This window comes from Pseudomonas sp. Q11 (assembly GCF_024494355.1).
Classification (GTDB): Bacteria; Pseudomonadota; Gammaproteobacteria; order Pseudomonadales; family Pseudomonadaceae; genus Aquipseudomonas; species Aquipseudomonas hefeiensis.
The window spans coordinates 124,144-149,377 of sequence record NZ_JAKNQY010000001.1 but is presented as its reverse complement, the minus strand read 5'-3'; the positions used below and the strand labels follow the sequence as shown (position 1 = coordinate 149,377).

At 59.2% G+C, this 25,234-nt stretch carries 25 protein-coding genes; 9 read left to right on the top strand and 16 right to left on the bottom strand.

What is annotated here, in order from left to right:
• Positions 1-18: 18 nt before the first annotated feature.
• The 5 genes from MA884_RS00630 to MA884_RS00610 form a co-directional block, all read right to left on the bottom strand.
• Positions 19-807, bottom strand: a complete 789-nt coding sequence (locus tag MA884_RS00630) for a MipA/OmpV family protein (RefSeq protein WP_256228452.1) — start codon at positions 805-807, stop codon at positions 19-21.
• A 101-nt stretch (positions 808-908) separates the two neighbouring features.
• The gene (locus tag MA884_RS00625) at positions 909-1,397 is read right to left on the bottom strand and encodes a GFA family protein (protein WP_256228451.1); all 489 of its coding nucleotides are present in this window, start codon (positions 1,395-1,397) and stop codon (positions 909-911) included.
• A 202-nt stretch (positions 1,398-1,599) separates the two neighbouring features.
• On the bottom strand, positions 1,600-2,217 hold the full coding sequence (locus MA884_RS00620; RefSeq protein ID WP_256228450.1) for a DNA-3-methyladenine glycosylase: 618 nt from the start codon (positions 2,215-2,217) through the stop codon (positions 1,600-1,602).
• Between the two features lie 23 nt (positions 2,218-2,240).
• A complete protein-coding gene (locus tag MA884_RS00615) occupies positions 2,241-3,323 on the bottom strand; it encodes a bifunctional transcriptional activator/DNA repair enzyme AdaA (protein WP_256228449.1) in 1,083 nt (360 codons plus the stop codon).
• 66 nt (positions 3,324-3,389) lie between these two features.
• Positions 3,390-4,844, bottom strand: coding sequence for a TrkH family potassium uptake protein (locus tag MA884_RS00610; RefSeq protein WP_256228448.1), 1,455 nt, complete (start codon positions 4,842-4,844; stop codon positions 3,390-3,392).
• Between the two features lie 201 nt (positions 4,845-5,045).
• On the opposite strand from MA884_RS00610, the gene MA884_RS00605 reads away from it, so the two are divergent.
• A complete protein-coding gene (locus MA884_RS00605; protein WP_256228447.1) occupies positions 5,046-5,633 on the top strand; it encodes a LysE family translocator in 588 nt (195 codons plus the stop codon).
• 28 nt (positions 5,634-5,661) lie between these two features.
• Here MA884_RS00605 and MA884_RS00600 read toward each other — a convergent pair whose 3' ends face one another.
• Positions 5,662-6,486, bottom strand: a complete 825-nt coding sequence (locus MA884_RS00600) for an AraC family transcriptional regulator (protein ID WP_256228445.1) — start codon at positions 6,484-6,486, stop codon at positions 5,662-5,664.
• A gap of 137 nt (positions 6,487-6,623) precedes the next feature.
• On the opposite strand from MA884_RS00600, the gene MA884_RS00595 reads away from it, so the two are divergent.
• From MA884_RS00595 to MA884_RS00585, 3 genes are all read left to right on the top strand, one after another.
• Positions 6,624-7,586: a diguanylate cyclase gene (locus MA884_RS00595; protein ID WP_256228444.1), complete on the top strand. Its 963-nt coding sequence runs from the start codon at positions 6,624-6,626 to the stop codon at positions 7,584-7,586.
• A 193-nt stretch (positions 7,587-7,779) separates the two neighbouring features.
• Positions 7,780-8,601, top strand: coding sequence for a lipid II-degrading bacteriocin (locus MA884_RS00590; protein ID WP_256228443.1), 822 nt, complete (start codon positions 7,780-7,782; stop codon positions 8,599-8,601).
• A 6-nt stretch (positions 8,602-8,607) separates the two neighbouring features.
• The gene (locus tag MA884_RS00585) at positions 8,608-9,015 is read left to right on the top strand and encodes a hypothetical protein (RefSeq protein WP_256228442.1); all 408 of its coding nucleotides are present in this window, start codon (positions 8,608-8,610) and stop codon (positions 9,013-9,015) included.
• Between the two features lie 98 nt (positions 9,016-9,113).
• Here MA884_RS00585 and fabI read toward each other — a convergent pair whose 3' ends face one another.
• The 8 genes from fabI to gloB all read right to left on the bottom strand — a co-directional run bounded on the left by fabI (position 9,114) and on the right by gloB (position 19,780).
• On the bottom strand, positions 9,114-9,908 hold the full coding sequence (fabI, locus tag MA884_RS00580) for an enoyl-ACP reductase FabI (RefSeq protein ID WP_256228441.1): 795 nt from the start codon (positions 9,906-9,908) through the stop codon (positions 9,114-9,116).
• 19 nt (positions 9,909-9,927) lie between these two features.
• On the bottom strand, positions 9,928-11,538 hold the full coding sequence (locus MA884_RS00575) for an ABC transporter ATP-binding protein (RefSeq protein WP_256228439.1): 1,611 nt from the start codon (positions 11,536-11,538) through the stop codon (positions 9,928-9,930).
• A 1-nt stretch (position 11,539) separates the two neighbouring features.
• Positions 11,540-12,559, bottom strand: coding sequence for an ABC transporter permease (locus MA884_RS00570; protein WP_256228438.1), 1,020 nt, complete (start codon positions 12,557-12,559; stop codon positions 11,540-11,542).
• A gap of 1 nt (position 12,560) precedes the next feature.
• Complete coding sequence (locus MA884_RS00565; RefSeq protein WP_256228437.1) at positions 12,561-13,634, bottom strand: microcin C ABC transporter permease YejB; 1,074 nt, start codon at positions 13,632-13,634, stop codon at positions 12,561-12,563.
• Between the two features lie 3 nt (positions 13,635-13,637).
• Positions 13,638-15,491: an extracellular solute-binding protein gene (locus MA884_RS00560; protein ID WP_256228435.1), complete on the bottom strand. Its 1,854-nt coding sequence runs from the start codon at positions 15,489-15,491 to the stop codon at positions 13,638-13,640.
• Complete coding sequence (locus MA884_RS00555) at positions 15,488-17,320, bottom strand: extracellular solute-binding protein (protein WP_256228434.1); 1,833 nt, start codon at positions 17,318-17,320, stop codon at positions 15,488-15,490. Before MA884_RS00555 ends, MA884_RS00560 begins: the two co-directional genes overlap by 4 nt.
• A 162-nt stretch (positions 17,321-17,482) precedes the next feature.
• The gene (locus MA884_RS00550) at positions 17,483-18,913 is read right to left on the bottom strand and encodes a transglycosylase SLT domain-containing protein (RefSeq protein WP_256228433.1); all 1,431 of its coding nucleotides are present in this window, start codon (positions 18,911-18,913) and stop codon (positions 17,483-17,485) included.
• Between the two features lie 99 nt (positions 18,914-19,012).
• Complete coding sequence (gene gloB, locus MA884_RS00545; RefSeq protein ID WP_256228432.1) at positions 19,013-19,780, bottom strand: hydroxyacylglutathione hydrolase; 768 nt, start codon at positions 19,778-19,780, stop codon at positions 19,013-19,015.
• Between the two features lie 65 nt (positions 19,781-19,845).
• Here gloB and MA884_RS00540 point away from each other — a divergent pair, with 65 nt between their 5' ends.
• The 4 genes from MA884_RS00540 to MA884_RS00525 all read left to right on the top strand — a co-directional run bounded on the left by MA884_RS00540 (position 19,846) and on the right by MA884_RS00525 (position 23,030).
• A complete protein-coding gene (locus MA884_RS00540; protein ID WP_256228431.1) occupies positions 19,846-20,604 on the top strand; it encodes a class I SAM-dependent methyltransferase in 759 nt (252 codons plus the stop codon).
• A gap of 90 nt (positions 20,605-20,694) precedes the next feature.
• Positions 20,695-21,147: a ribonuclease HI gene (rnhA, locus tag MA884_RS00535; protein ID WP_256228430.1), complete on the top strand. Its 453-nt coding sequence runs from the start codon at positions 20,695-20,697 to the stop codon at positions 21,145-21,147.
• A gap of 234 nt (positions 21,148-21,381) precedes the next feature.
• Entirely contained in the window at positions 21,382-22,143 is a 762-nt protein-coding gene (dnaQ, locus tag MA884_RS00530; RefSeq protein ID WP_256228429.1) for a DNA polymerase III subunit epsilon, read from the top strand.
• 272 nt (positions 22,144-22,415) lie between these two features.
• Positions 22,416-23,030, top strand: coding sequence for a GNAT family N-acetyltransferase (locus MA884_RS00525; RefSeq protein WP_256228428.1), 615 nt, complete (start codon positions 22,416-22,418; stop codon positions 23,028-23,030).
• On the opposite strand, the gene MA884_RS00520 is transcribed toward MA884_RS00525, so the two are convergent.
• Positions 22,996-23,889, bottom strand: coding sequence for a LysR substrate-binding domain-containing protein (locus tag MA884_RS00520; protein WP_256228427.1), 894 nt, complete (start codon positions 23,887-23,889; stop codon positions 22,996-22,998). The genes MA884_RS00525 and MA884_RS00520 overlap by 35 nt on opposite strands.
• 86 nt (positions 23,890-23,975) lie before the next feature.
• Positions 23,976-24,212 (bottom strand): hypothetical protein, encoded by a 237-nt coding sequence (locus MA884_RS00515; protein ID WP_256228426.1) that lies wholly within the window; start codon positions 24,210-24,212, stop codon positions 23,976-23,978.
• 185 nt (positions 24,213-24,397) lie between these two features.
• Between MA884_RS00515 and MA884_RS00510 the strand changes: the two genes are divergently transcribed.
• Positions 24,398-24,955 (top strand): NADPH-dependent FMN reductase, encoded by a 558-nt coding sequence (locus MA884_RS00510; RefSeq protein WP_256228425.1) that lies wholly within the window; start codon positions 24,398-24,400, stop codon positions 24,953-24,955.
• Positions 24,956-25,234: the final 279 nt, after the last annotated feature.

Sequence of the window (25,234 nt, the reverse complement as noted above, 5' to 3'; positions counted from 1 at the left end):
CGCGAGGGAGCGCTCTGTTTAGAAGGTGTAAACCACCTGGCCAACCAACGACGCTTGCATCCGCCGCTTCACAATCGGGCTGTCGGCTGCATCGCCGGCCAGGTACTGCATGGCCAACACCGTCGATACACTCCACTGGTCGTTGAACGGCAATGACCAGGTCAGATCCGCTCCGCGACTCACCAGCCCGCCATGCGTGTCATGGGCCCGGAACTGACTGCGCGAAGCCTGGGCGGCGCTGACGCCATACCAGGTACGGACATAGTCGCTGTCGCCGAATTGACTGTTGAGGCTGCCCATGAGCTTGCCATGGTCACCCTCGTACAGCGGTGCGCTGATGCTCAGTTTCAGTCGGTTCCAGGCCGAGCCGGTATCACGGTTGTCGTCATCTTCTTCCAGCGCATGTTCGAAGCTGGCCTCAAGGACGATCGGTCCCATTTGATAGGTACCATCCACCCCCAGCACCGGTCTGGACTTGATTGAGCCCATGCCGTTGAGCTCATCCGAACCTTTGAATCCGCTCTTGCGATCCTTGCGCCCATCACTGGCGCCGATGTACACACGTAAACCGAAGTCGTCTTCGTCAAATGCCCAGCCCAAACCTTTGCTGGTATCAAGGAATACGCCATAAGGGCTGATGATTTTTGCCCCCAACAACGGCGCCACAACGCGCTCCTCACTGCCGCTGTAACGCGGCATGCTGGCGGCACCGGCCCGCACGCTGTAACGCCAGTCTTCAGCGTGCAATGAGTTGGAGAGTAGAAGCACGCAGCATGAAGTCAGTGGCAGAGATAACGAACGCAACATGGGAGCACCCTGATGGAGGTTGGATGCGCCCATGCTAGGTGACTGCCGACGGGCAATCTTTGACAGCTTTGTCGCAAAATTGTCAAAGACTGTGAAGCGACCTAACGGCTCAAACCCAGGCGTTCATGCCACTGGGCAATGGACTCCTGGGGGTAGACCTCGAACTGCTGATCGTCCGCATGCGCCTCGACCTCCACCCACGGCGCCTTGGAACCCAGCATCAGATGGGTGTGCTCTGGCGGTACTGGCAGCGGCGTGTCGATGGCAGAGGCGAAGGGGTGGATCAGCTCCGGCCACTCGGGGCTGAACAGCCACAATCCCGAACCGCAAAGGGAACAGAAGTGGCGTTCGGCGCTGCTGCGGTGGGCGCGTTTATCCCCGTCATTTTTGAGCCGCGCATGATAGATCGATATGTGCTTGCGACCGCGCACCTTCAGGCTCTGGGCGTCGCCCCCCAGGTTTATCGCAAAGCCGCCCCCGCCCTGGGTCTTGCGACAGATCGAGCAGTAGCAGCGCTGATAAGGGTAAGGATGGGCGCAGGCCAGGCTGAACGACACTGCGCCGCAATGGCAGGATCCTTCGAGCTGCATGAGAACCTCCGGTTGGCAATTGGGAAATGGCTCAGTACAGCCTAGACGGTCGGCGTTTTTTTTCAGTTGAATTCAGGCCGGCCATCCGGAAGCCATCGCGAGCAGGCTCGCTCCCACATTTGATCTTCAGTGAACACAAATAATGTCTACACAGGAAATCCCCTGTGGGAGCGAGCCTGCTCGCGATGAACGATGACGCGGTTTAGCGACCGGGCACCCGCCACAAATACCACGCCGCAACCGTCCGATGCGGGCTCCACGCCTGTCCAATCCCGACCATCTGTTTGCGCGTCGGTTGGACGTCCAAACCCTTGAGCCTCCGATAACCCTCGCGAACTCCAAAGTCATCGGCGGGCAGGATGTCAGGTCGCTCCAGGCTGTAGATCAGCAGCATTTCCACGGTCCAGCGCCCGACACCGCGCAGGGCGATCAAGCGCTCGATCAAGGCTTCATCATCCATGGCCAGCGCCATGGCATAACCCGGCACCACCCCGTCCAGCGTCGCTTGGGCGATGCCCTGTATGGTCGCGATCTTGCTGGTGGAAAATCCGCAATCGCGCATCTGTTGGACGTCAGTCGCCAGGATCTGCTCCGGCCTGGGGAAAATCGCGCCGGGAAACAGCGCCAGAAAGCGACCGAGAATCGCATCGCCGGCTTTGGCATGCAGTTGTTGATAGGCAATCGCCCGCACCAGGGCTTCATACGGGTCGCGGGACGGTTTGGGTTGCAGCAGGCAAGGGCCGATCGTCTCGACATGATCGCGCCAGTCTTCGTCGAGGCCTGCCAGAAAGGTGCTCGCATCGTGGTACGGGACAGGCATCAGTTGTTCACTCGGCGGGCTGATCAAAATGCCAGTGACAGGGAAACCTGCACCGCAGCTTGTTCCAGGCGCAATAGAAATGCCTTGCGTGGCTGCCCGCCACCATAGCCGGTCAAAGAACCGTCTGCACCGATTACCCGGTGGCAGGGGATGACGATGGCCAGGCGATTCTGGCCGTTGGCCAGCCCGACCGCGCGGCTGGCGCCAGGGCTGCCAAGGGCGGTGGCGACGCTGCCGTAGCTACGGGTTTCGCCATAAGGGATTTTTTCCAGCTCAGACCAGACCCGGACGGCGAAGGTGCTGCCGGGCATGTGCAGCGGCACGCTGAACAAGGTGAGTTTCCCGGCGAAGTAGTCGGCCAGTTCGGTTTCGATCTGTTGCAAGTGGGGATTGCCCCCCGGTGCAACGGTGTAGCCGTAGCGCTGTTGCAATTCTTCGATTTCCCGGGTCAGGGCCGGACGGTCGAGGAACTCCAGCAACACCAGGCCGCGCGCTTCGGCCATGGCCAGCATCGGCCCCAGTGGGGTTGTCAGGCGGGTGAACAGCAGGGGTTCGCTGTGCGCGGCGCGGCCCGGGGTGATGTGGAATGACTTCACGAAGGCGTCACGAAATCCGCTCAGGGACTCGTAGCCCGAATCGAATGCCGCATTGTCGATGGACATCCCTTCTTTGATCCCCCCCAGCGCGATGCCCAGCCGTCGAGTGCGCAGGTATGCATGGAAGGTCATGCCGAAGTGCTGCTTGAACCAGCGCCGCAGCTTCAGTGGTTCAATGCCTTGTTCCAGCAATAAGGCATCGGTCCAGCGCAGGTCGGGCTCGGCGTCCACGGCCTTGAGCAGCGCCTGGATCCAGGCAGGCGCGATGGCTGCCGCATCCAGCGGCTTGCAACGCAAACAGGCCCGGTAGCCGGCCGACATGGCTTCGTCAGCGTGGGCGAAAAATTCAACGTTCTCCGGCTTCGGCTTGCGTGCCGTGCAACTGGGGCGACAGAAGATGCCGGTGGTCTTGACCGCAGTGAAGAACACCCCCTCATAGGCGGTGTCTCGTTCGAGCATGGCGCGGACCATCTCGGCATGGGGTGGGAGCAGCGAGTCGTGTAGGTTCATGGGTGGAGCATAGAACCAGGTCCGGGACGGCTCCACCGGAAAATCGACAATGAATTTTCCACCACCTCAGTACTTCCAGAAGACCGGGGTAAACAGCACCAGGACGGTCAGAATCTCCAGTCGACCCAGCAACATGCCAATGGTCAGCAGCCATTTGGCCGCATCCGGCAAGGTGGAGAAGTTGCCGGCCGGTCCGATGATCGAGCCCAGCCCCGGCCCCACGTTGCACACGGCCGTGGCTGCACCGGTCAGGGCGGTGGTCCAGTCCAGGCCGATCAGCGCCAGTCCAAGGGCGATGCCGCCGATGGTAATGGTGAAGAAGAAAGAAAACGTCAGCAGCGAACGGACAATCTCTTCGTCGATGGGGTGCTTGTTGTATTTTTTCTGGATCACCGCGCGCGGATGGATCAGTTGTTTCAAACTGCCCATCAGCAAGGCGCCGGCCACCTGAAAACGAAAGATCTTCAGCCCGCCGGAGGTGGATCCCGAACAACCGCCGACAAACGTCAGGTAAAAGAACAGCAGCAGGGCAAAACTGCCCCACAGCGTGTAGTCACCCAACGCCACACCGGTGGTGGTGACTACCGATGTCACGTTGACTGCCACGATGCGCACCGCGTCCAGCCAGGCGTAATCGCTGTTCAAACTCAGCCAGGTCCCTACCACAAGCCAGGTAATGACCAGGAAGCCGAGGAATCCCCGGACCTGATGATCCCTGAATAAAGCACGTTTGTTCCCGCGCAACGTGGCGACATACAAGGTGAAGGGCAGTGCGCCGGCGATCATGATAATCACCGAGATCCAGTGGATAGCCGGTTGAGGCCAGTGCGCCAGGGACGAATCAGAAGTGGAGAAGCCGCCGGTGGAAATCAGGGACATCGCATGGTTGATCGCCTCGAAAGGTGTCATGCCCGCCAACCACAAGGCCAGGGCGGCCAGGGCGCTCAACCCTAAGTAGAGCCACAGGATGTAGGTCGCCGCGACATGGGAGCGCGGCGTGACTTTCTCCGACCAGTCCGACGATTCGGTCTGGAACAGTCGCATGCCGCCGACCCGCAACAACGGCAGGATGGCCACCGCCATGCCGATGAAGCCGATTCCTCCGAGCCACTGCAGCATCGAGCGCCAGATCAGCAAGCCCGGGGAGGCGGTGTCCAGGCCGCTGAGCACGGTCGAACCGGTGGTGGTGATGCCGGACATTGTCTCGAAAAATGCGTCGGTGTAGCTGATGTGTTGGATAAACACCATCGGCAGGGCGGCGAAGGTGCAGACAACGACCCAACTGGCAGTGGTCAGCAGATACATGTCCCGCGGACGCAGATGTATGTGCTCTGGCCGGCCGCGAGCTACCAGCAAGACGCCGCAGACAAACGTGATCAGGCTCGACCACAAGAACGCCGAGAGGTCATCGTTACGCTCGTACACCATCAGCGTGATAAGCGGGATTGCCATGCTTGCGGCCAGGGTGATCAGAAAAATGCCGAGGATGAATCCGATAAACCGCACAGCCGCAAGGGACATAAAACACGCCTGAAAGAATGAGCCGCCCAGTATCGATTTCGTTGACCGGACGCTGCGTAAAGTTTGCGTAAAAAAGTACCCGAAACAGCATCTCTTCACGCGGTGGCGGGGAGTGGCCGTCATTGGGCAGTTTTGTTCAATACCGCCAGTGGCGTGCAATTTACCTTGAACGCCACCTCACAGACATGAAGAAGGTATGCAATGAGTCTGATTATTTCCATGGCGGCGTTTGCACTGGTCGCCTCCATCACCCCCGGGCCGGTCAATATAGTCGCCCTCAGTTCCGGGGCGCGATTCGGGTTTCGTGCCACCTTGCGTCACGTGGCCGGCGCCACCCTGGGGTTTGTATTGCTGCTGGTGCTGATGGGCCTGGGGTTGCACGAAGTGCTGCAACGCTGGCCCGGCCTTACGCGAGTGGTGCAATTGGGGGGCGTGGGTTTCTTGTTGTTCATGGCCTGGAAACTGGCGATGGACAACGGGCACCTCGGCGACGGAGACGAGGGGCGGGCACCATCGATGTTCTACGGTGCGTTGATGCAGTGGCTCAACCCCAAGGCGTGGCTGGCTTGTGTGGCAGGGATGGGCGCGTTCGTGGCCGATGGTGAGGCGCGGTTGGTGTGGCAGTTTGCGGCAATCTACCTGGTGATCTGTTACCTCTCGGTGGGTTGCTGGGCCTATGCCGGCAGTTTTCTACGGACTTGGCTGGGCAACCCGGCGACCATGCGCCTGTTCAATCGGACGATGGCGGTGTTGCTGGTGGTCAGTGCGGTGTATTTGTTGTTGCCTTGACCCATCCTCGCAAAAGCAGGGTCAGGTATCAGCCGCGATATTGGCCCGGCGTGGCTGCCAGGTGTTGTTTGAAGGCGCGCTGGAAATGCGCCTGGTCGGCAAACCCGCTGTCCAGTGCCACGTCGGCGATCAGCTTGCCTTCGCGCAACTGTCGACGGGCGAACTGGATGCGACGATTGACCAGGAAAGCATGGGGCGTCATGCCGTAATGGCGCTTGAAGGCCCGGCTCAGGTACGACGGCGAAAGTTGTGCGGCGGCGCAGATGTCTTCGAGTTTCAAGGCTTCGCTGCAATGGTCATGGATGAACTGCGCCGCCCGCATCAGCCCCGGATGGCTGCCGCGGTCCGGGCGCCCGGCCGGGTTGAGCCGGTGTTGCAGGTCGATGAAAAACGCTTCGGCTTCGGCATGTTTGCGGGCGATGTCGATCCGCTCATCCACCAGTTGTTCATACAAACCCTGTAATGCGGCAAACAGTTGGATGTCGCGGCTGTGGGTGGTGGCGAAACCCTGAAAATCCAGCGTCTCGTCAAAGCCGATTCGGCGCTGCAAGTCCGTTAGCCACTGGGTGTCGACGTACAGCATCACATACGACCATGGCTGATCATTGATCGGGTTGCACGCATGGACATCGCCGGGGTTCATCAACACGACGGTACCGCTCTCTACCTGGAAGTTCGATTGCTCATGAAGGTAGGTGCTACGCCCGGCGGTGATCGCCCCGATGGAAAAATGGTCATGGGAATGACGCGAATAGCAGACCTTGCGCCCGTCGGCGATGCCCCGGGCTTCGATGAAGGGCAGCGCTGCATCACGCCAGAAACGCGGGGCGGCATCGTGGGTGGCGGGCTTCATCGGTGAGTGTCCTCGTCTTGTACCTGTGTCGCAGTGTATTAGGCCCCGTCGATAAATGCCTGTTTGAATTGCTCGTTCGGTTTGAAGGGGAGCGGGCCTGGGCTAGACTTCAACAAGCCCCCCTAATGGAGTTCCCGATGCCTGCGCCAGGGAAACCGGATAACGAAGCCGTCCGCCTCAAGAATCTGCACTCGCTCAAACTGCTCGACACTGCCCCCGAGGAGCGGTTCGATCGCCTGACTCGCCTTGCCCGGCGTTTGTTCGATGTGCCCATTGCGCTGGTGTCGCTGGTGGATGCCAATCGTCAGTGGTTCAAATCCAACGCGGGCCTGGACGCCAGTGAGTCTGGGCGCGACGTTTCATTTTGTGGGCACGCCATTTTGCAGGATCAGATCATGGAGGTCTGCGACGCGCAACAGGACGAGCGGTTTCGCGACAATCCGTTCGTCACCGATGAACCCGGCATTCGTTTCTACGCCGGGCATCCGCTGGGACTGGACGACGGCAGCAAGCTTGGAACCTTGTGCTTGCTCGATACCAGGCCGCGCAAGCTCAATGACGAAGAACGCGAACTGCTACGCGACCTTGCCAGCATGGCTGAGCAGGAAATGATTGCCGTGCAGATGGCGAGCATGGACGAACTGACATTGCTGTCCAATCGACGTGGTTTCAACACGCTGGCCCAGCATGCGTTGAGCGTATGCGAGCGCCTCTCTCGTCCGGCGACGCTGTTGTTCTTCGACCTCAACGATTTCAAGCTCATCAACGACCGCTTTGGACACGCCGAGGGCGATACGGCATTAAAAACGTTTGCCGACGTGTTACGCATCGCCTTTCGCGAAAGTGATGTGATCGGTCGCTTGGGCGGCGATGAGTTCGTGGCGTTGCTCACCGGTTCTTCTCATGTCGAGACCTCGGCGATCATGGCGCGGCTCAAGGAAATCCTTGAGGAGCGCAATGCGATGTCGCAGCGTGGCTATGAAATTCGTTTCAGCGTGGGCCAGATCGAGTACAACGCCCAGCGCCATCGGTCGATCGACAACCTGCTGGCTGACGCCGACGCGGCGATGTATGCGCAGAAACAGGCGCTGCGACAATAGAATCGCTTGTACTCATTGAACATGGCTATTTTTTAGAGGTATAGGTCTTGCAAACAATGACATAGGTGAACCAGCGTAACGCTATATATATGTACCGCATGAGGGGCGCGGGATATATGCAGAATGAGACTTCGCATCATGTGATGCGGCTCATGACTGCAGCGTTATGGGTTACTAAACTTGGCTGGTACTTATGAATATCGAGTTGCCCCCGACATTTGTTTATCCTGATGAATATGGTACCTCGCGTGGAAGAGGGGGCGCTCCAGCTCCTTTCTCCATGGCAATGGTTGCAAAAATGATTCAGGAACGTAGCGTGGCTTATGAACGAGGTCACTGGTCTCAAATGCTACAACGCCACTTACAAGAAATGCGTAACAATCGACCTGTTCGTTACGGACTTGACGGTTTTATTATTGGTGATTTAAAGGTTGCACATGGTGCTGATCTATTAATGCTGAAAAATCCGAAACTCAACACTGCGGATGCTTGGAACCTCGGGATAAAAGAGGGAGCCAAAATAAATGACATAAAAGGGCTGGCAATTGAGCAGGAGTTCTCCGGCGGTGTTTTTACTCCTTTCAAGGCCTTTGGTCACTGGCTACTTGGAAAGGGCAAGCCCGCCAGAGTTCGGCTCGACAGAGTCGGTATCAGCCCTACACCGAACAAAATTCCCGATTTGATGGCGATTATCAATACCGCAGGAGTGGGGGTAACGACCATTAATCTGAAGGTCCCTTACTCGACGGCTCAAGACTCGAGCGTCGCAAGAATTTATCTTGGAAACATTACGCTTCAGATTAAGGGTGAAGTGGTTCGCTATACCTCTGGTAATCTCAAATTCACGGGTTCCGCCAAGGCCTACTCAGATCGGTATGACGCGAACGCCAGCAGCCATCGCGCAGCGTTTGACGAGAGGGCGACGACCGCCCTGCGTGAAGTAGGAAGGGTTGCCCGAGCGCAGGATTATGAAATTCGAATAACTGGCGAACTACCCATTAGTTTTTCAAGGTGATCAGATATGAGGCGCAAAGGGCAAGGATTGGGCGGAGCGGTTGTTGGCATATTGATGGCGTACGCAATGTTATTCTTTTTTGCGGCGGACGGTGCAGTGGAGAATCCTGGCAATCTTAACGATACCCAAGGTATTCCATCTGTTGCGATGTACCTTGTCATGTTAATCATGCTGATTATTACGTCAGTGACGCTGACAGGATTAGGCAGTGCTGCCCAAGCGTTTCTGAAACATCAATCCTTCAGTGTGCGTATGGGGTTGTATGTGCTTGCGAATACTCCTATTTTTTTAACGTCACTCATGGGTGCGTTAATCTCGGTGATTTACACTTATGACACCGTCTCTGGGGTAGTCGCGACGCTGTTGTTTTCGCTTTCCTTTGTCCTGGTGCTGCTAGCCGCTCCCGGAAGGTAGAAATAAAAACGCCGCTTGCCCTTTACCAGGCAGGCGGCGCTTCTTTTTGTCGAAACCGGGCACCATGATTGCACTTCTGCAAGGGCGCACCGTGAAGATTACTCTTCGATGTTACCCATGGCGGTGGTGTTGAAGCCGCCGTCCACGTACATGATTTCACCGCTGATGCCCGAGGCCAGGTCCGAGCACAGGAAGGCACCGGCGTTGCCGACTTCGTCGATGGTGACGTTGCGACGCAGCGGCGTCTGTGCTTCGTTGGCGGCGAGCATTTTGCGGAAGTTCTTGATGCCGGAAGCGGCGAGGGTGCGGATCGGACCGGCCGATACGGCGTTGACGCGGGTGCCATCCGGGCCCAGGGAGCCGGCCAGGTAACGCACGCCTGCTTCCAGGGAAGCCTTGGCCATGCCCATCACGTTGTAGTTCGGCATGGTGCGCTCGGCGCCCAGGTACGACAGGGTCAGCAGGCTGCCGTTGCGGCCTTTCATCATTTCGCGACCGGCCTTGGCCAGGGCCACGAAGCTGTAGGCGCTGATGTCGTGGGCAATACGGAAGCCTTCGCGGGTGGTGGCTTCGGTGAAGTCGCCGTCCAGTTGGTCGCCCGGGGCAAAGCCCACGGAGTGCACGATGCAGTCCAGGCCGTCCCACTTCTTGCTCAGTTCTTCGAAAACCTTGGCGATTTCTTCATCGCTGGCCACGTCGCACGGGAAGCACAGCTCAGGGCTCGAACCCCAGCCTTGTGCGAACTCTTCGACGCGACCCTTGAGTTTGTCGTTCTGATAAGTGAAGGCAAGCTCAGCGCCCTCGCGATGCATGGCGGCGGCGATGCCGGATGCGATGGACAGCTTGCTGGCGACACCGACGATCAGTACGCGCTTACCGGCGAGAAAACCCATGTGTTGCTCCTCTTTCAGGTTATTCGGCAGTTGTTGGGGCCAGGAAAGCGGCCTCCAGCAACTGCTGTGTATAGGGGTGTTGCGGCGCGGCGAATATGCTGCGGGCATCACCTTGTTCGACCACTTGGCCATGCTTGACCACCATCAACTGGTGGCTTAGCGCTTTGACGACAGCCAGGTCATGGCTGATAAACAGGTACGTCAGGTTGTACTTGGTTTGCAGCGACCGCAACAGCTCCACCACCTGGCGTTGCACGGTACGGTCCAGGGCCGACGTCGGTTCGTCCAGCAGAATCAACGCCGGCTTGAGCACCAGGGCCCGGGCAATGGCGATACGCTGCCGCTGCCCTCCGGAAAATTCATGGGGGTAGCGGTTCCGGGTTTCCGGATCCAGGCCTACCTCCTTCAATGCCGCGATTATCGCTTGTTCCTGCTCGGCTGCGGTGCCGATCTTGTGGATCCGCAGGCCTTCGCCGACGATCTGGCTTACACACATCCGTGGGCTCAGGCTGCCGAACGGGTCTTGAAACACCACTTGCATCTCCCGGCGCAGCGGCCGGACCTGTTGCTGCGACAGGCAGTCCAGCTGCTTGTCTTCAAACCGGATCCCCCCCTGGCTGCCAATCAGTCGCAAGATCGCCAGCCCCAAAGTGGACTTGCCGGAGCCGCTTTCGCCAACGATGCCCAGGGTCTGGCCCTGGGGCAGGCTGAAGCGGATACCGTCCACGGCCTTTATATAATCGACCGTGCGTTTGAACAGGCCTTTTTTGATCGGGAACCAGACTTTCAGGTCCTCGACCTGCAACAGCGGCGGGCCGACAACGTTGGTCGCCGGGTTGCCGCTGGGCTCGGCGGCCAGCAGTTCCCGAGTGTACGGATGCTGCGGCGCGCGGAACAGCTCTTCGCACGATGCCTGTTCGACGATGCAACCACGCTGCATGACACATACGCGATGAGCAATTCTTCGCACCAGGTTCAAATCGTGGCTGATCAGCAGCAGCGACATGCCCAATCGCGCCTGCAACTCCTTGAGCAACTCGAGGATTTTCAGCTGGACGGTGACGTCCAGTGCCGTGGTCGGTTCGTCGGCAATCAGCAATTCCGGCTCGTTGGCCAAGGCCATGGCGATCATCACCCGCTGGCGCTGGCCGCCGGACAGTTCGTGGGGCAGGGCCTTGAGGCGCTTGTGCGGCTCGGGGATGCCCACCAGCTCCAGCAATTCGAGGGTGCGACGGGTAGCGACCTTACCGGACAGGCCCTTGTGAATGCCCAGCACTTCGTTGATCTGCTTCTCGATGCAATGCAGCGGATTGAGGGACGTCATCGGCTCCTGAAAGATCATCGCGATCCGGTTGCCTCGGATATGGCGGATAGTTTTTTCTTTCAGACCCAGCAAATCCTGGCCGGCGTACTGGATGGTCCCGCTTGGATGGTGGGCCAGCGGGTAGGGCAGCAACCGCAGGATCGAGTGGGCGGTCACTGACTTGCCTGAGCCGCTTTCGCCGACCAGGGCCATGGTTTCGCCACGCTTGATGTCAAAACTGACGCCTTCGACGACCCGCTGGCGACGTTCGCCGACAATGAACTCCACCGCCAGGTCGCGCACTTCGATCAGATTGTCCTGATTCATTTCACTTCCTCGGGTCGAAGGCGTCGCGAGCGGACTCGCCGATGAATACCAGCAGGCTCAGCATGATCGCCAGCACGGCGAACGCGCTGATGCCGAGCCAGGGCGCCTGCAGGTTGGATTTGCCCTGGGCCACCAGTTCGCCCAGGGACGGGGCGCCTGGAGGCAAGCCAAACCCGAGGAAATCCAGGGCTGTGAGGGTGCCGATGGCCCCGGTGAGAATGAACGGCATGAACGTCATGGTCGAGACCATGGCGTTGGGCAGGATGTGGCGGAACATGATCGCGCCGTTCTGCATGCCCAATGCCCGCGCGGCCCGCACGTACTCCAGGTTGCGTCCGCGCAGGAATTCGGCGCGGACCACGTCCACCAGGCTCATCCAGGAGAACAGCAGCATGATGCCCAGCAACCACCAGAAGTTCGGTTGTACGAAGCTGGCCAGGATGATCAGCAGGTAAAGCACCGGTAGCCCCGACCAGATCTCCAGGAAACGCTGGCCGGCCAGGTCGACCCAACCGCCATAAAAGCCCTGCAAGGCGCCGGCGATCACGCCGATGATCGAGCTGAGCAGGGTCAATGTCAGGGCAAACAGCACCGACACCCGGAAGCCATAGATCACTCGGGCCAGCACATCGCGGCCCTGGTCATCGGTGCCCAGCCAGTTGACCGAGGAGGGCGGTGCCGGGGCCGGGACCTTCAGGTCGTAATTGATGCTCTGGTAGCTGAACGGGATCGGTGCCCACAGCACCCACGCGTCCTTGGCGGCCAGCAGATCGCGGATGTACGGGCTTTTGTAGTTGGCTTCCAGCGGAAATTCACCGCCGAACGTGGTTTCCGGGTAGCGCTTGAGGGCCGGGAAGTACCAGCCGTCGTCATAATGCACCACCAGCGGCTTGTCATTGGCGATCAATTCGGCGCCCAGGCTGAGCCCGAACAGGATCAGGAACAGCCACAGCGACCACCAGCCGCGCTTGTTGGCCTTGAACAGTTCGAAACGGCGGCGATTGAGGGGGGACAGATTCATCTCAATGCTCCCGGCTTTCAAAGTCGATGCGTGGATCGACAAAGGTGTAGGTCAGGTCACCGATCAGTTTCACCACCAGCCCCAGCAGGGTGAAGATGAACAGGGTGCCAAAGACCACCGGGTAGTCACGGTTGATTGCCGCCTCGAAACTCATCAGTCCGAGGCCATCAAGGGAAAAAATCACCTCTACCAGCAACGAACCGGTGAAGAAGATTCCGATGAAGGCCGAGGGGAAGCCGGCAATCACCAGCAGCATGGCGTTGCGGAACACATGACCGTAGAGCACTCGGTTGCGGGTCAAGCCCTTGGCTTTGGCGGTGACCACGTATTGCTTGTTGATTTCATCGAGGAAGCTGTTCTTGGTCAGCAGGGTCATGGTGGCAAAGTTGCCGATCACCAGGGCTGTCACGGGCAAGGCCAGGTGCCAGAAGTAGTCGAGGATCTTGCCGCCCATGCTCAGTTCATCGAAATCGTTGGACGTCAGGCCGCGCAACGGGAACCAGTTGAAATAGCTGCCGCCGGCAAATACCACGATCAGCAGGATGGCGAACAGGAACGCCGGGATCGCATAGCCGACGATGATCGCCGAACTGGTCCAGACGTCGAAGTGACTGCCGTGACGCGTCGCCTTGGCGATCCCCAGCGGGATCGACACCAGGTACATGATCAGCGTACTCCACAGCCCTAGCGAGATGGACACCGGCATTTTTTCCTTGATCAGGTCGATGACCTTGGCGTCTCGGAAAAAGCTGTCACCGAAATCCAGGCGAGCGTAATTCTTGATCATGATCCACAGGCGTTCCGGCGCCGACTTGTCGAAGCCGTACATGCGCTCGATCTCCTTGACCAGCGCCGGGTCCAGACCTTGGGCACCGCGATAGGTGGAACCGGCCACTGCCACCTCGGCACCGCCACCGGCAATGCGGCTGGTGGCGCCTTCGAAACCTTCGAGTTTGGCGATCATCTGCTCCACCGGCCCGCCGGGCGCGGCCTGGATGATCAGGAAGTTAATCAACAGGATGCCAAACAGGGTCGGGATGATGAGCAACAGACGCCGAAAGATATAAGCCAGCATCGGTTACTCCACACTCGCCGGGGTGACGATTTTTTGCTCGATGACCTGTTTTTCTACCTCAATGGAAGGCTTGACCTCTGGCTTGACCCACCATGTGGTGGTGCCGATGTCGTAGGTCGGCGTGATTTTCGGATGGCCGATGTGGTTCCAGTAGGCTACGCGCCAGGTCTTGATGTGCCAGTTGGGAATCACGTAGTAGCCCCATTGCAGCACCCGGTCCAGCGCCCGGGCGTGGGCCACCAGGCTCTTGCGTGAATCGGCGTTGATCAGTTGTTCCACCAGTTGGTCGACGGCAGGGTCCTTCAGGCCCATGGTGTTGCGGCTGCCGGGATTATCGGCGGCGGCTGACATCCAGAATTCACGCTGTTCGTTACCCGGCGAGCTGGACTGCGGGAAGCTGCCCACTATCAGGTCGAAATCCCGCGAGCGCACGCGATTGATGTATTGGGACACGTCGACCCGGCGAATCACCAGTTCGATGCCCAGGTCGCTGAGGTTGCGCTTGAATGGCAGCAACACCCGCTCGAATTCGGTCTGGGCCAGCAGGAACTCCAATACCACGGGTTTGCCCTGGGCATCGACCATCTTGTCGTCGACGATGCGCCAGCCGGCTTCCTGCAGCAATTGATAAGCCTTGCGCTGCTGGTCACGGATCATCCCGCTGCCGTCGCATACCGAAGGCTGGAACGCCTGGGTGAAAACCTGCTCGGGAATCTTCCCGCGCAGGGGCTCGAGGATCTTCAGTTCGTCCTCACCGGGCAGACCGGTGGCGGCCATCTCGGAGTTTTCGAAATAACTGCGCGTGCGGGCGTAGGCGCCGTGGAACAGTTGTTTGTTGGTCCATTCGAAGTCCAGCAGCAGGCTCAAGGCTTTGCGCACCCGCACGTCCTGGAAGACCGGGCGACGCAGGTTGTAGACAAAGCCCTGCATGCCGGTGGGGTTGCCGTTGGGGATCTGTTCCTTGATCAACCGGCCTTCGGTCACGGCCGGGATGTTGTAGGCGTTGGCCCAGTTCTTGGCGGCCATTTCCAGCCAGAAATCGAACTGCCCGGCTTTCAGTGCCTCGACCGCTACGGTGTTGTCGCGATAGTAATCGGTGGTCAGCACATCGAAGTTGTAGAAACCGCGGTTGACCGGCAGGTCCTTGCCCCAGTAATCCTTCACGCGTTCATAGCGGATCGAGCGCCCGGCCTTTACTTCGGCGACCCTATAGGGACCGCTGCCGAGGGGGATCTCCAGGTTGCCCTTGTTGAATTCGCGCCCGGCCCACCAATGCTTGGGCAATACCGGTAGTTGGCCGAGGATCAGCGGCAGTTCGCGGTTATTCGTGTGCTTAAACTTAAACAGTACCTTGAGCGGCTCTTCGGCGATCACTTCGGCGACGTCGTTGTAATAACCGCGGAACATCGGGGCGCCGTCATGGGTCAGGGTCTGGAAGCTGAACACGACGTCTTCGGCGCGTACGGGATGGCCGTCGTTGAAGCGGGCTTCGGGCCGCAGGTAGAAACGCACCCAGGCATTGTCCGGGGCTTTCTCGATTTTTTCGGCGATCAAGCCATATTCGGTAAAGGGTTCGTCCAGGCCTTGCTTGGCCAGGGTGTCGTAGATCAGGCCGATGTCATCGGCGGGGACACCCTTGCTGATAAACGGGTTGAGGCTGTCGAAGCCACCAAACCCGCCCTGGCGAAAAACTCCGCCCTTGGGGGCGTCAGGGTTCACATAATCGAAATGCTTGAAGTTGGCCGGGTATTTCGGCGGCTCGTTGTACAAGGTCAAGGCGTGCTGCGGCGCGGCACAGGCCAGTCCTGCGAACAACAGGCCGCTGGCCTGCAGGAGCAGGGCGCGTAAAGGCTTCATTGATCTTTCTCCGAAGATTTCAGCCACCATGCGCTCAAACCCAGGGTGTAGGGCGGCGTGGTGACAAAGGCAAACCGGTTACGGTAGGCCAGGCGATGATAATTGAGGTACCAGTTAGGGATGCAGTAGTGCTGCCACAGCAGCACGCGGTCCAGGGCTTTGCCGGCGGCGACCTGTTCGTCGCGGGTCCGGGCAGACAATAGCTTTTCCAGCAGGTGATCGACCACCGGGTTGTTGATGCCGGCGTAGTTCTTGCTGCCCTTGACCCCCGCTTGGCTGGAATGGAAGTACTGCCATTGCTCAAGGCCCGGACTTAGGGTTTGGCCCAGGGTCAGCAGGATCATGTCGAAGTCGAATTGGTCCAGGCGCTGCTTGTATTGCGCGCGATCCACCGTACGCAGGCGGGCCTGGATGCCGATGCTGGCGAGGTTTTCCACGTAGGGCTGCAGGATGCGCTCCAGATTTGGATTCACCAGCAGGATCTCGAAGCGCAGGGGCTGGCTGTCGGCGTTGAGCAGGCGCTGGCCGTGGATGGTCCATCCGGCTTCCTTCAATAACCCCAGGGCTTTGCGCAGGGTTTCCCGGGGAATGCCCCGGCCATCGGTCCGGGGCAGGCTGAAGGGTTGGGTGAGCAATTGGGGCGGCAGTTGTTCCCGATACGGCTTGAGCAGTAGCCATTCGTGGCCCACCGGCAGGCCGCTGGCGGAGAACTCGCTGTTGGGGTAGTAACTGAGGGTGCGCTTGTAGGCACCGCTGAACAGCGTGCGGTTGGTCCACTCGAAGTCGAACATCATCCCCAAGGCTTCGCGAACCTTGACCTGGGCAAACGTGCTGCGCCGGGTGTTCATGAACAGGCCCTGGGTCTGGGTCGGAATCTTGTGGGCAATCTGTGCCTTGATCACATCGCCGCGGTTGACCGCCGGGAACTGATAGCCGTTGGCCCAGTTTTTGGCCTGGTGTTCAATGTAGATGTCGAATTCCCCGGCCTTGAAGGCTTCGAAAGCCACTTCACTGTCACGATAGAACTCCACCTCCATCCGGTCATAGTTGTATTTGCCGCGATTGACTGGCAGGTCCTTGCCCCAGTAATTTTTGACCCGCTCAAACACCAACTGGCGACCAGGCTGCACTTTGGTAATCCGGTAAGGGCCGCTGCCCAAGGGCGGTTCGAATGTGGTGGCCTTGAAATCGCGGTCTTTCCAGTAATGCTGGGGCAGCACCGGCAACTCACCCAGGCGCAGGATCAGCAGCGGGTTACCCGTGCGCTTGAACACAAAGCGGATTTTCAACGGGTTGAGGATGTCGACCCGCAGCACTTCCTGAAGGTTGGTCCGGTACTGCGGATGGCCTTCCTTGAGCAACGTTCTATAGGAGAACGCCACGTCATAGGCGGTAATCGGCACGCCATCGTGAAAGCGGGCTTCGGGCCTGAGGTTGAACACCACCCAACTGCGATCTTCGCTGTATTCCACCGACCGGGCGATCAGGCCATAGCTCGACGTCGGCTCGTCGCCGGACGGCGCGTACTGACCAGTGCCAACCATCAGCGGTTCGTTCAGCTCGTTGATGCCGTACTGCAAGAAGTTGGCTGTCGAAACCGGGCTGCTGCCCTTGAATGTGTAGGGATTGAGCGTATCGAAGGTGCCGAATGCCATGACCCGCAAGGTACCGCCCTTGGGCGCTTGCGGGTTGACCCAGTCGAAGTGGGTGAATCTGGCCGGGTACTTGAGCGTGCCGAACTGGGCATAACCATGGCTTTCGCTGATGGTTGCGCCGGCGGGGGAGCTCAAGGCCAGGCTGATCAGGAGCAGGAGGCGGGGACGTATCAAGTCTGAGATCCGATCCAGGCGGCTTGGGCTTTATGGCCTGTACAGTAACAGCTTGTATCAGCAGGAAAAAGGCGGGAGCCGAAAGCTTCAGGGATTACCTGAAACCGTGGCGAGGGAGCTTGCTCCCGTTGGGCTGCGAAGCAGCCCCCTCCTCAGTCAGGCTTAGTGCGGAGAGTAAACCGTCAGCATCTGCCCAGGCTTCAGTGCCTTGCCTACCCGTGGATTCCAGCGCTTGAGGTGCTGCATTTCCACGTTGAAGCGCTTGGCGACCACGTACAGCGAGTCGCCTCGCTTGACCTTGTATTGGGTCTGCTTCTTCTTGCTCTTGCTGTTGGCGGCGACCACAGTGCTGGTGCGCTTGCGGGTGTCCTGCATGACCAGGGCCTGGCCAATCTTGAGTTTGTTGCCGCTCAACTTGTTCCAGCGTTGCAAGTCTTTGGTCTGGACCTTGTGTGTCCTGGCGATCTGGCTCAGGGTATCGCCGCGTTTGACCCGGTAGGTGCGCTTGGCGCCTTGGACGGAACTGCCTCCGGCTGTTTCAAAAACCGGTTTGAGCGATCGTTTGCTGATCAGTTCTTCCGGACGCATGGTGGACAGGCTGGCAGTCAGCAATTGTGCCTTGGACGTGGGAACCAGCAGATGCTGCGGGCCGTCGATGGTGGTGCGCTGCTTGAAGGCCGGGTTGAGCTGGAACAGCTCGTCTTCGTCGATGTCGGCCACCGCCGCGACCTTGGACAGGTCCATGCGCTGGTTGATCTCGACGACCTGGAAATACGGTTCGTTGGCGATCGGGTTGAGGTTGACCCCGTAAGCCTCGGGAGACAGCACGACCTGGGACAATGCCAGCAACTTCGGCACATAGGCCTGGGTTTCGCTGGGCAGAGAAAGGTTCCAGTAATCGGTGGGCAGGCCGAGTTTCTCGTTGCGCTCGATGGCACGGCTGACCGTACCTTCGCCCGCGTTGTAAGCGGCCAAAGCCAACAGCCAGTCGCCGTTGAACATGTCGTGCAGGCGCGTCAGGTAGTCCATCGCGGCCGTGGTGGACGCGGTGATGTCACGGCGCCCGTCATAGAAGCGGGTCTGGCGCAGGTTAAAGTAGCGCCCCGTGGACGGGATGAACTGCCACAGACCCACCGCATGGGCCCGGGAATAAGCCATGGGGTTGTAGGCGCTTTCGATCACCGGCAGCAGCGCCAGCTCCAGTGGCATGTTGCGTTCTTCAAGGCGCTCGACGATGTAATGAATGTAGAGGCTGCCACGTTCGCCAGCGTTTTCCAGGAAGGATGGATTGCTGGCGAACCACAGGCGCTGTTGCTCGATACGCGGGTTGACGCCAGCGGTTTCCTGCAACTGGAAGCCTTGACGCATGCGCTCCCAGACGTCCTGGGGCACTTGAGGCGCGGGTTTTTCAGTGAGCCAGATGGGCTTCTGTTTGGCGCGCGCGGCGATATTCGGTGTATGAGCCACATCGGTCTGCGGCACCTGGCTCGTGCTCTGGCAGCCCGCCAGAGTGGCGGACACAGCCACTGCGATGGCTTGAGCCAAGCGGGTCAATGTGTCTGACTGGACGGACTTACGTATAGATGACGACATTGGCTGGAAGTAAGTTCCGGGCAAAAATGTCGGCCGATTCTAGGAAGCGCATCCCGACAGGTCAACCATTCAGAATTTTTGTATCAATCGCCAGTTGCCTTAGAACTTATCTTTCCACGCCCTCAAGGCCGCAAAAACCTCACTCGGCGTCTCGTTACGCTGGCCGTTCCGTTCGTCTGCTTTTTGTTTAACGGATGTTTCAGTCGTGCGCAAAAATGGATTGGTGAGCTTTTCGAGCGCCAGGGTCGAGGGCAGGGTCATGACGCCTGCTTTGCGTTGCTGGCTGACTTTTTCCAGGCGGGCGGCAATGTCCGGGTTTCCCGGCTCCACGGCAGCGGCGAACCTCAGATTGCTGAGCGTGTATTCATGGGTGCAATAGACCAGCGTATCCTCAGGCAGGGAGGCGAGGCGGCTGAGGGACTGATGCATTTGTTCAGGCGTGCCTTCGAAGAGCCGACCACAACCGGCGGCGAACAGGGTGTCGCCACAGAACAACAGGCCGTGATGGTAGAAGGCGATATGGCCCAGGGTGTGGCCGGGCACCGCGTATACATCGAAGTCCCAGCCGAGCACGCTGAACTGGTCGTTGTCCTGGAGCGCCACGTCCCGCGCCGGGATGTTTTCACTGGCCGGGCCGTAGACGGTGGCGTGTGTCGCGTTTTTCAGCGCCTGGACGCCGCCAACATGGTCGTGATGATGGTGGGTGATCAGGATGTCGCTCAAGACCCAGCCCGGATGGGCGTCGAGCCAGGCCTGCACCGGCGTGGCGTCGCCGGGGTCCACTACGGCGCAGCGTTGAGTGGCATGGTCCTGTAACAACCAGATGTAGTTATCGGTGAACGCGGGCAGGGCACTGATCTGTATCATCGCGGAATTCGCCAAGCTGAAAACAAAGGCGCATCTTAGAACTTCCTGACGCGTTGGAGAATGCAATGACCGATGAAGCGTTCGCTCAGGCTGATCCTGACTGGCTGGCATTGATCAGCGCGGCCCGTGAGTGGCTGTCCGGCCCTATCGGGCAGTTTTTGCTGGAAGAAGAACGGCGCATGCTCGAAGACGAGCTGGGCCGGTTCTTTGGTGGCTATCTGGTGCACTACGGCCCGTCGGCGCAAACGCCGCCGTCGGCGCCGCAGGTCCAGCGTAATGTGCGCCTGGGCGCGCCATTGCCTGGTGTGGAGATTGTCTGCGAGGAGCAGGCCTGGCCGTTGAGCGAGCATGCCGCCGACGTGGTCGTGATGCAGCATGGCCTGGATTTCTGCCTCTCGCCTCACGGGTTGCTGCGCGAAGCCGCCAGCAGCGTGCGCCCTGGCGGGCATCTGCTGATCATCGGCATCAATCCCTGGAGCAGTTGGGGCTTGCGCCACGTTTTTGCTCACGATGCTTTGCGCCAGGCTCGCTGCATCTCGGCGTCAAGGGTCGGCGACTGGCTCAACCTGCTGGGCTTCGCGCTGGAGAAACGCCGCTTCGGATGCTATCGTCCGCCGCTTGCGTCGCCCAAGTGGCAGGCCCGTCTGGCGGGCTGGGAGCGCAAGGCCGGTGACTGGCAACTGTCCGGCGGCGGCTTCTATTTATTGGTGGCGCGCAAGATCGCAGTCGGGCTGCGTCCGGTGCGTCAGGCGCGACGCGAGCCGATGGGCAAGCTGATTCCCTTGCCGATGGCCAAGGTCAATCGTCGCCACATCGAGCTGTAAACTTTTTCTGATGGTCTGGCCGGTATTTCGGTTTCGGGTATTGTCGTTCCCGTCCGGCAGGCTTTTGCATTTTTTTCTGGATGGATTGGCATGAGCGATAGCGTAGAACTCTTCACTGACGGCGCCTGCAAGGGCAACCCCGGCCCGGGTGGCTGGGGGGCGTTGCTGGTGTGCAAGGGTGTTGAGAAGGAGCTCTGGGGCGGTGAAACCAATACCACCAACAACCGCATGGAGCTGATGGGCGCCATTCGAGGGCTGGAAGAACTTAAGCGCTCCTGCGACGTATTGCTGGTGACCGACTCGCAGTATGTGATGAAAGGCATCAATGAGTGGATGGCCAACTGGAAGAAGCGCGGCTGGAAAACTGCTGCGAAAGAACCGGTGAAGAACGCCGATCTCTGGAAGCAGCTCGACGAGCAGGTCAACCGCCACAACGTCACCTGGAAATGGGTGCGCGGCCACATCGGCCATCACGGTAACGAACGGGCCGACCAGTTGGCCAACCGTGGGGTGGATGAGGTGCGGGGTTTCAAGCAGGCTTGATAGGAGTGTTGTCGGGGCCTGAACAGGATGAGGCGAGGGAGCTTGTGTGGGAGCAAAGCTTGCTCGCGACACAGGCGCTCTGGTTTTCCTGAAAGACCGCATTATCTTCATCGCGAGCAAGCTTTGCTCCCACAGCTTTGCTCCCATAAGCCAGGTTTCAGGTAAGTCCCCTCGCTATCGGAGCGTGTTAACATCACCGCTTTTGCAAGCATGCCCGTTGAGAGCTGAACACTGATGGCCAACAGATCTGTTGTACTGGATACCGAAACCACCGGCATGCCGGTGACCGATGGTCACCGGATTATCGAAATCGGCTGTGTCGAACTGATCGGCCGGCGCCTGACCGGGCGTCATTTTCATGTCTACCTGCAACCGGACCGCGAAAGTGACGAAGGCGCCATCGGCGTGCATGGCATCACCAATGAGTTCCTGGTGGGCAAGCCGCGCTTCGCCGAAGTAGCCGACGAATTCTTCGAGTTCATCCAGGGTGCGCAGCTGATCATCCATAACGCGGCGTTCGACGTTGGTTTCATCAACAACGAATTTGCCCTGATGGGGCAGCACGACCGGGCCGATATCACTCAGCACTGCTCCATCCTCGATACCCTGATGATGGCCCGGGAGCGGCACCCGGGGCAGCGCAACAGCCTCGATGCCTTGTGCAAGCGTTATGGGGTCGACAACTCCGGCCGTGAATTGCACGGCGCCTTGCTTGACTCGGAGATTCTTGCCGACGTCTACCTGACCATGACAGGCGGCCAGACCAGTCTGTCGCTGGCTGGCAACGCCTCCGATGGCAATGGCACGGGTGAAGGTTCGGGTAACCAGGCCACGGAAATTCGACGCTTACCCGCCGACCGCAAGCCAAGCCGGATCATTCGAGCCAGCGAAAACGACCTGGCCGAACATGCCACACGTCTGGAAGCCATCGCCAAATCTGCCGGTGCTCCGGCACTGTGGTCGCAATTGGCCGAATCCCAGGCCGCAGCGAACTGATCTTGCGCCACGGTCGTACCCTTTGTGGGAGCGAGCCTGCTCGCGATGCAGGCAGCTCGGTATGTCTGTTGGACCAAAGAGATCCCATCGCGAGCAGGCTCGCTCCCACAAGGGCAGTCCTCATTCATTTCTCGCCACAATTGCCAGTACCTTCTAACCTGAAGTGACGGGCAGGCTACGGATACCCGCTTGATGTATGAAGTTTCGAGAGGCAAGGGCAATGGATGGCAGTGCGCCTTTGGTTGTCTCAAGGAATGAGGACTTTTCCCAGTATGCAGCCGGTTATCAATCCCAAGCACCCCGGCTTGTCGGTGCGTGTCGTCGATGACGGCTTTGCGGCCTACATATGGGGCAGCGATTTCAGTTTCGAAGTCAGTGCCTACGGGGCCGCGCAGGTGGGTCGATCGGTGAGCCAATGGCCAGTGACGCCGATTGCGCCTTATCGCAAATGCTATGGCATCGATCCAGAGGAATTCAGCAACTTCCGAGACGCTCCGGACAGCGAGATATTCATGGCTTATCTCGACGATCAGCCGGTAGGGCATCTGGTGGTGAGTACCAACTGGAACGGTTTTGCCCACATCGATGAACTCGCCGTGCATGCCCCGGCTCGTCGCCACGGTGTGGCCAAGGCTTTGCTAGACGTCGCTCACTTCTGGAGCCGCAAGAAAAAACTACCGGGAATCATGCTCGAGACCCAGAACAACAACCTGGGGGCTTGCCGGCTCTACGAGCGTTGCGGTTACGTGCTGGGCGGGATCGATCACCTGCGTTATCGGGGCATTGATCGTCATACCGCCGAGGTGGCGTTGTTCTGGTACCGGTTGTTCGACGATCCGCTGGGCATGGAGATCAGTGGCCCAACAGCGCCTCGGCTTGTTCCGTAATCAGTTCCAGCAGTGACTGGAGGGTGGGGCAAGGCGTCGTGCCCTTCAGGCTCAGGGCATAAAGGCCGATGGGAATGGCGGGCGACACCGGGCATACGTCCAGCCCGCCGTCCTTGGCACCTGACGCGGTGAAGGGGTCGACGATGGCAAGCCCTTCACCGGCCTCGACCATGGCGCGCATCATCTGATGGGTCTGTACGCGGATCTGGATGACCGGCGCCGGGCGTAGCGCCGCCAGTTTATGATCGAACGCAGGGCTCAGCGGGTCGTGGCCATCCAGGCCTACCAGCGACTGGCCGGCCAGATCCTGAATCGAAATGTATTTTTGCCGCGGTTGCAGCCAGCCGTGGGGCGCGAGCAATTGCAGTTTGCCCTGGGCGATCATCTGGCACTGGATGTCTGGGTGTTCGGGGTCGTGCAAGCTCAGGCCCAAGTCACTTTCGCGCAGCAGAAGGCTCTGGATAATGTCTCGGGTCGGTTGGCTGAGCAGCGTGCAAGGGGCGTCCGGATGGCGTCGACGCAGGGCGGCGATACCCTGGGGCAGTAACTGTTGGGCCAGCGGTGGCGTGCAAATGATGCGCAGGGGCGGCGCCTGATAGTGTTTCAGGCTGCTGGCCAGGCGTTGCACCGGTTCGAGGGTGTCATACACCCGCGTGATGCCGTCGCGCAACTCAAGGGCTTCTCGAGTCGCCTGCAATCGCCCGCGCACACTGGCAAACAGCATGAAACCCAGCTGCAATTCGGCGTCGCGCAACGTCGCCTCGACCGCTGCCACCGGCAATTGCAACCATTCGGCCGCCGTGCCGAGGTGGCCGGTTTGCAACAGCGCCTGGATCACTTCGATGTGGCGTAAACGCATGCAAGCAGTCCATGTTGGGCGGGTGAGCCATTGAGTGGCTGAATCCTAACCCAAGTCCGGGCATGACTTCTGCTCATAACAACTGGTTATGAAGCGATTTGCGTTTCAGGTTCACGCTTTAGAACGACGCCGGACTGCACCAACTCAAACTCGTCTTCGTCTTCGAGTTTTTTGACGCGATCACCGATGGCCAACCGATACGTGGTGACAGGCTCCTTGCCGTTACCGTCGGGTGACGGGGTCGATTCCTGGAATTCATGCACTGAATAGACGCGGCCTTCGGCGTCCCGCGCATGAAATTGTCCGACAAGTACTGCTGCCATTGCTTAGAACCTCTGGAAATAAATCACTCGATTTGCGGTTCTGTAGACCTTGGTCAAGCGCGGTAAGTTTTCCTACATGAAAAAAATAGTCCAATGGAAAGGTTTTCGGCTCTCCGCTGGTCCAATTGTCCGCCCGATCATCTATAAATAGACGCTCCATTGAGCCCATAGTCGAGAAGTGTCCAATGAATAATGTCTACACCGTGGCCGTTTTAGTGGGAAGCCTGCGCAAGGCTTCGATCAATCGCAAGCTTGCACTGGCACTGGCGGATCTGGCGCCGGCCAACCTGAAGCTGGAAATCATCGAAATAGGCGACCTGCCGCTCTACAACGAAGATATTGACGATACACCCCCACCAGCCTACAGCAGTTTCCGTCAGCAGGTTGGCGCGGCCGACGCATTGCTGTTTGTCACTCCTGAATACAACCGCTCGGTTCCGGCACCGATGAAAAATGCCATCGACGTCGGCTCGCGGCCTTACGGAAAGAGTTGCCTGAGCGGCAAACCGGGTGCGGTGATCAGCGCGTCGCCGGGCGCCATGGGTGGTTTTGGCGCCAATCATCATTTGCGCCAGTCCCTGGTCTTCCTCGATGTGCCTTGCATGCAGCAGCCGGAGGCTTATCTGGCCGGCGCGGGGAGCGCGTTTGACGAGCAGGGCGAGCTGTCTGAGTCGGTGAGGCCGTTTTTGCAGAAATTCATCGATGCTTACGGCAAGTGGGTCGAGCAGCACAAGAAGGCTTGATATCTTTGCGCAGCTTCAAGCCAATCACCTTTGTGGCGAAATGATTTTCTGTGGGAGCAAGGCTTGCCCATGATGAACGATATCGCGGTTCAGCTGTTAAACCGTGGCGCGGCTATCGCGGGCAAGCCTTGCTCCCACAGTGGGATAAGCCTTCTCCACAATGAGATAAACCTTCTCCACAGTGAGATAAGCCTTATCGCGTCGGTCCCCTCAGTGTGAGCGCCATGGCTGATTGTCCGTTAGCGCGTTGCTGCTGATTTTCGCTTTTCAATCCTCCTT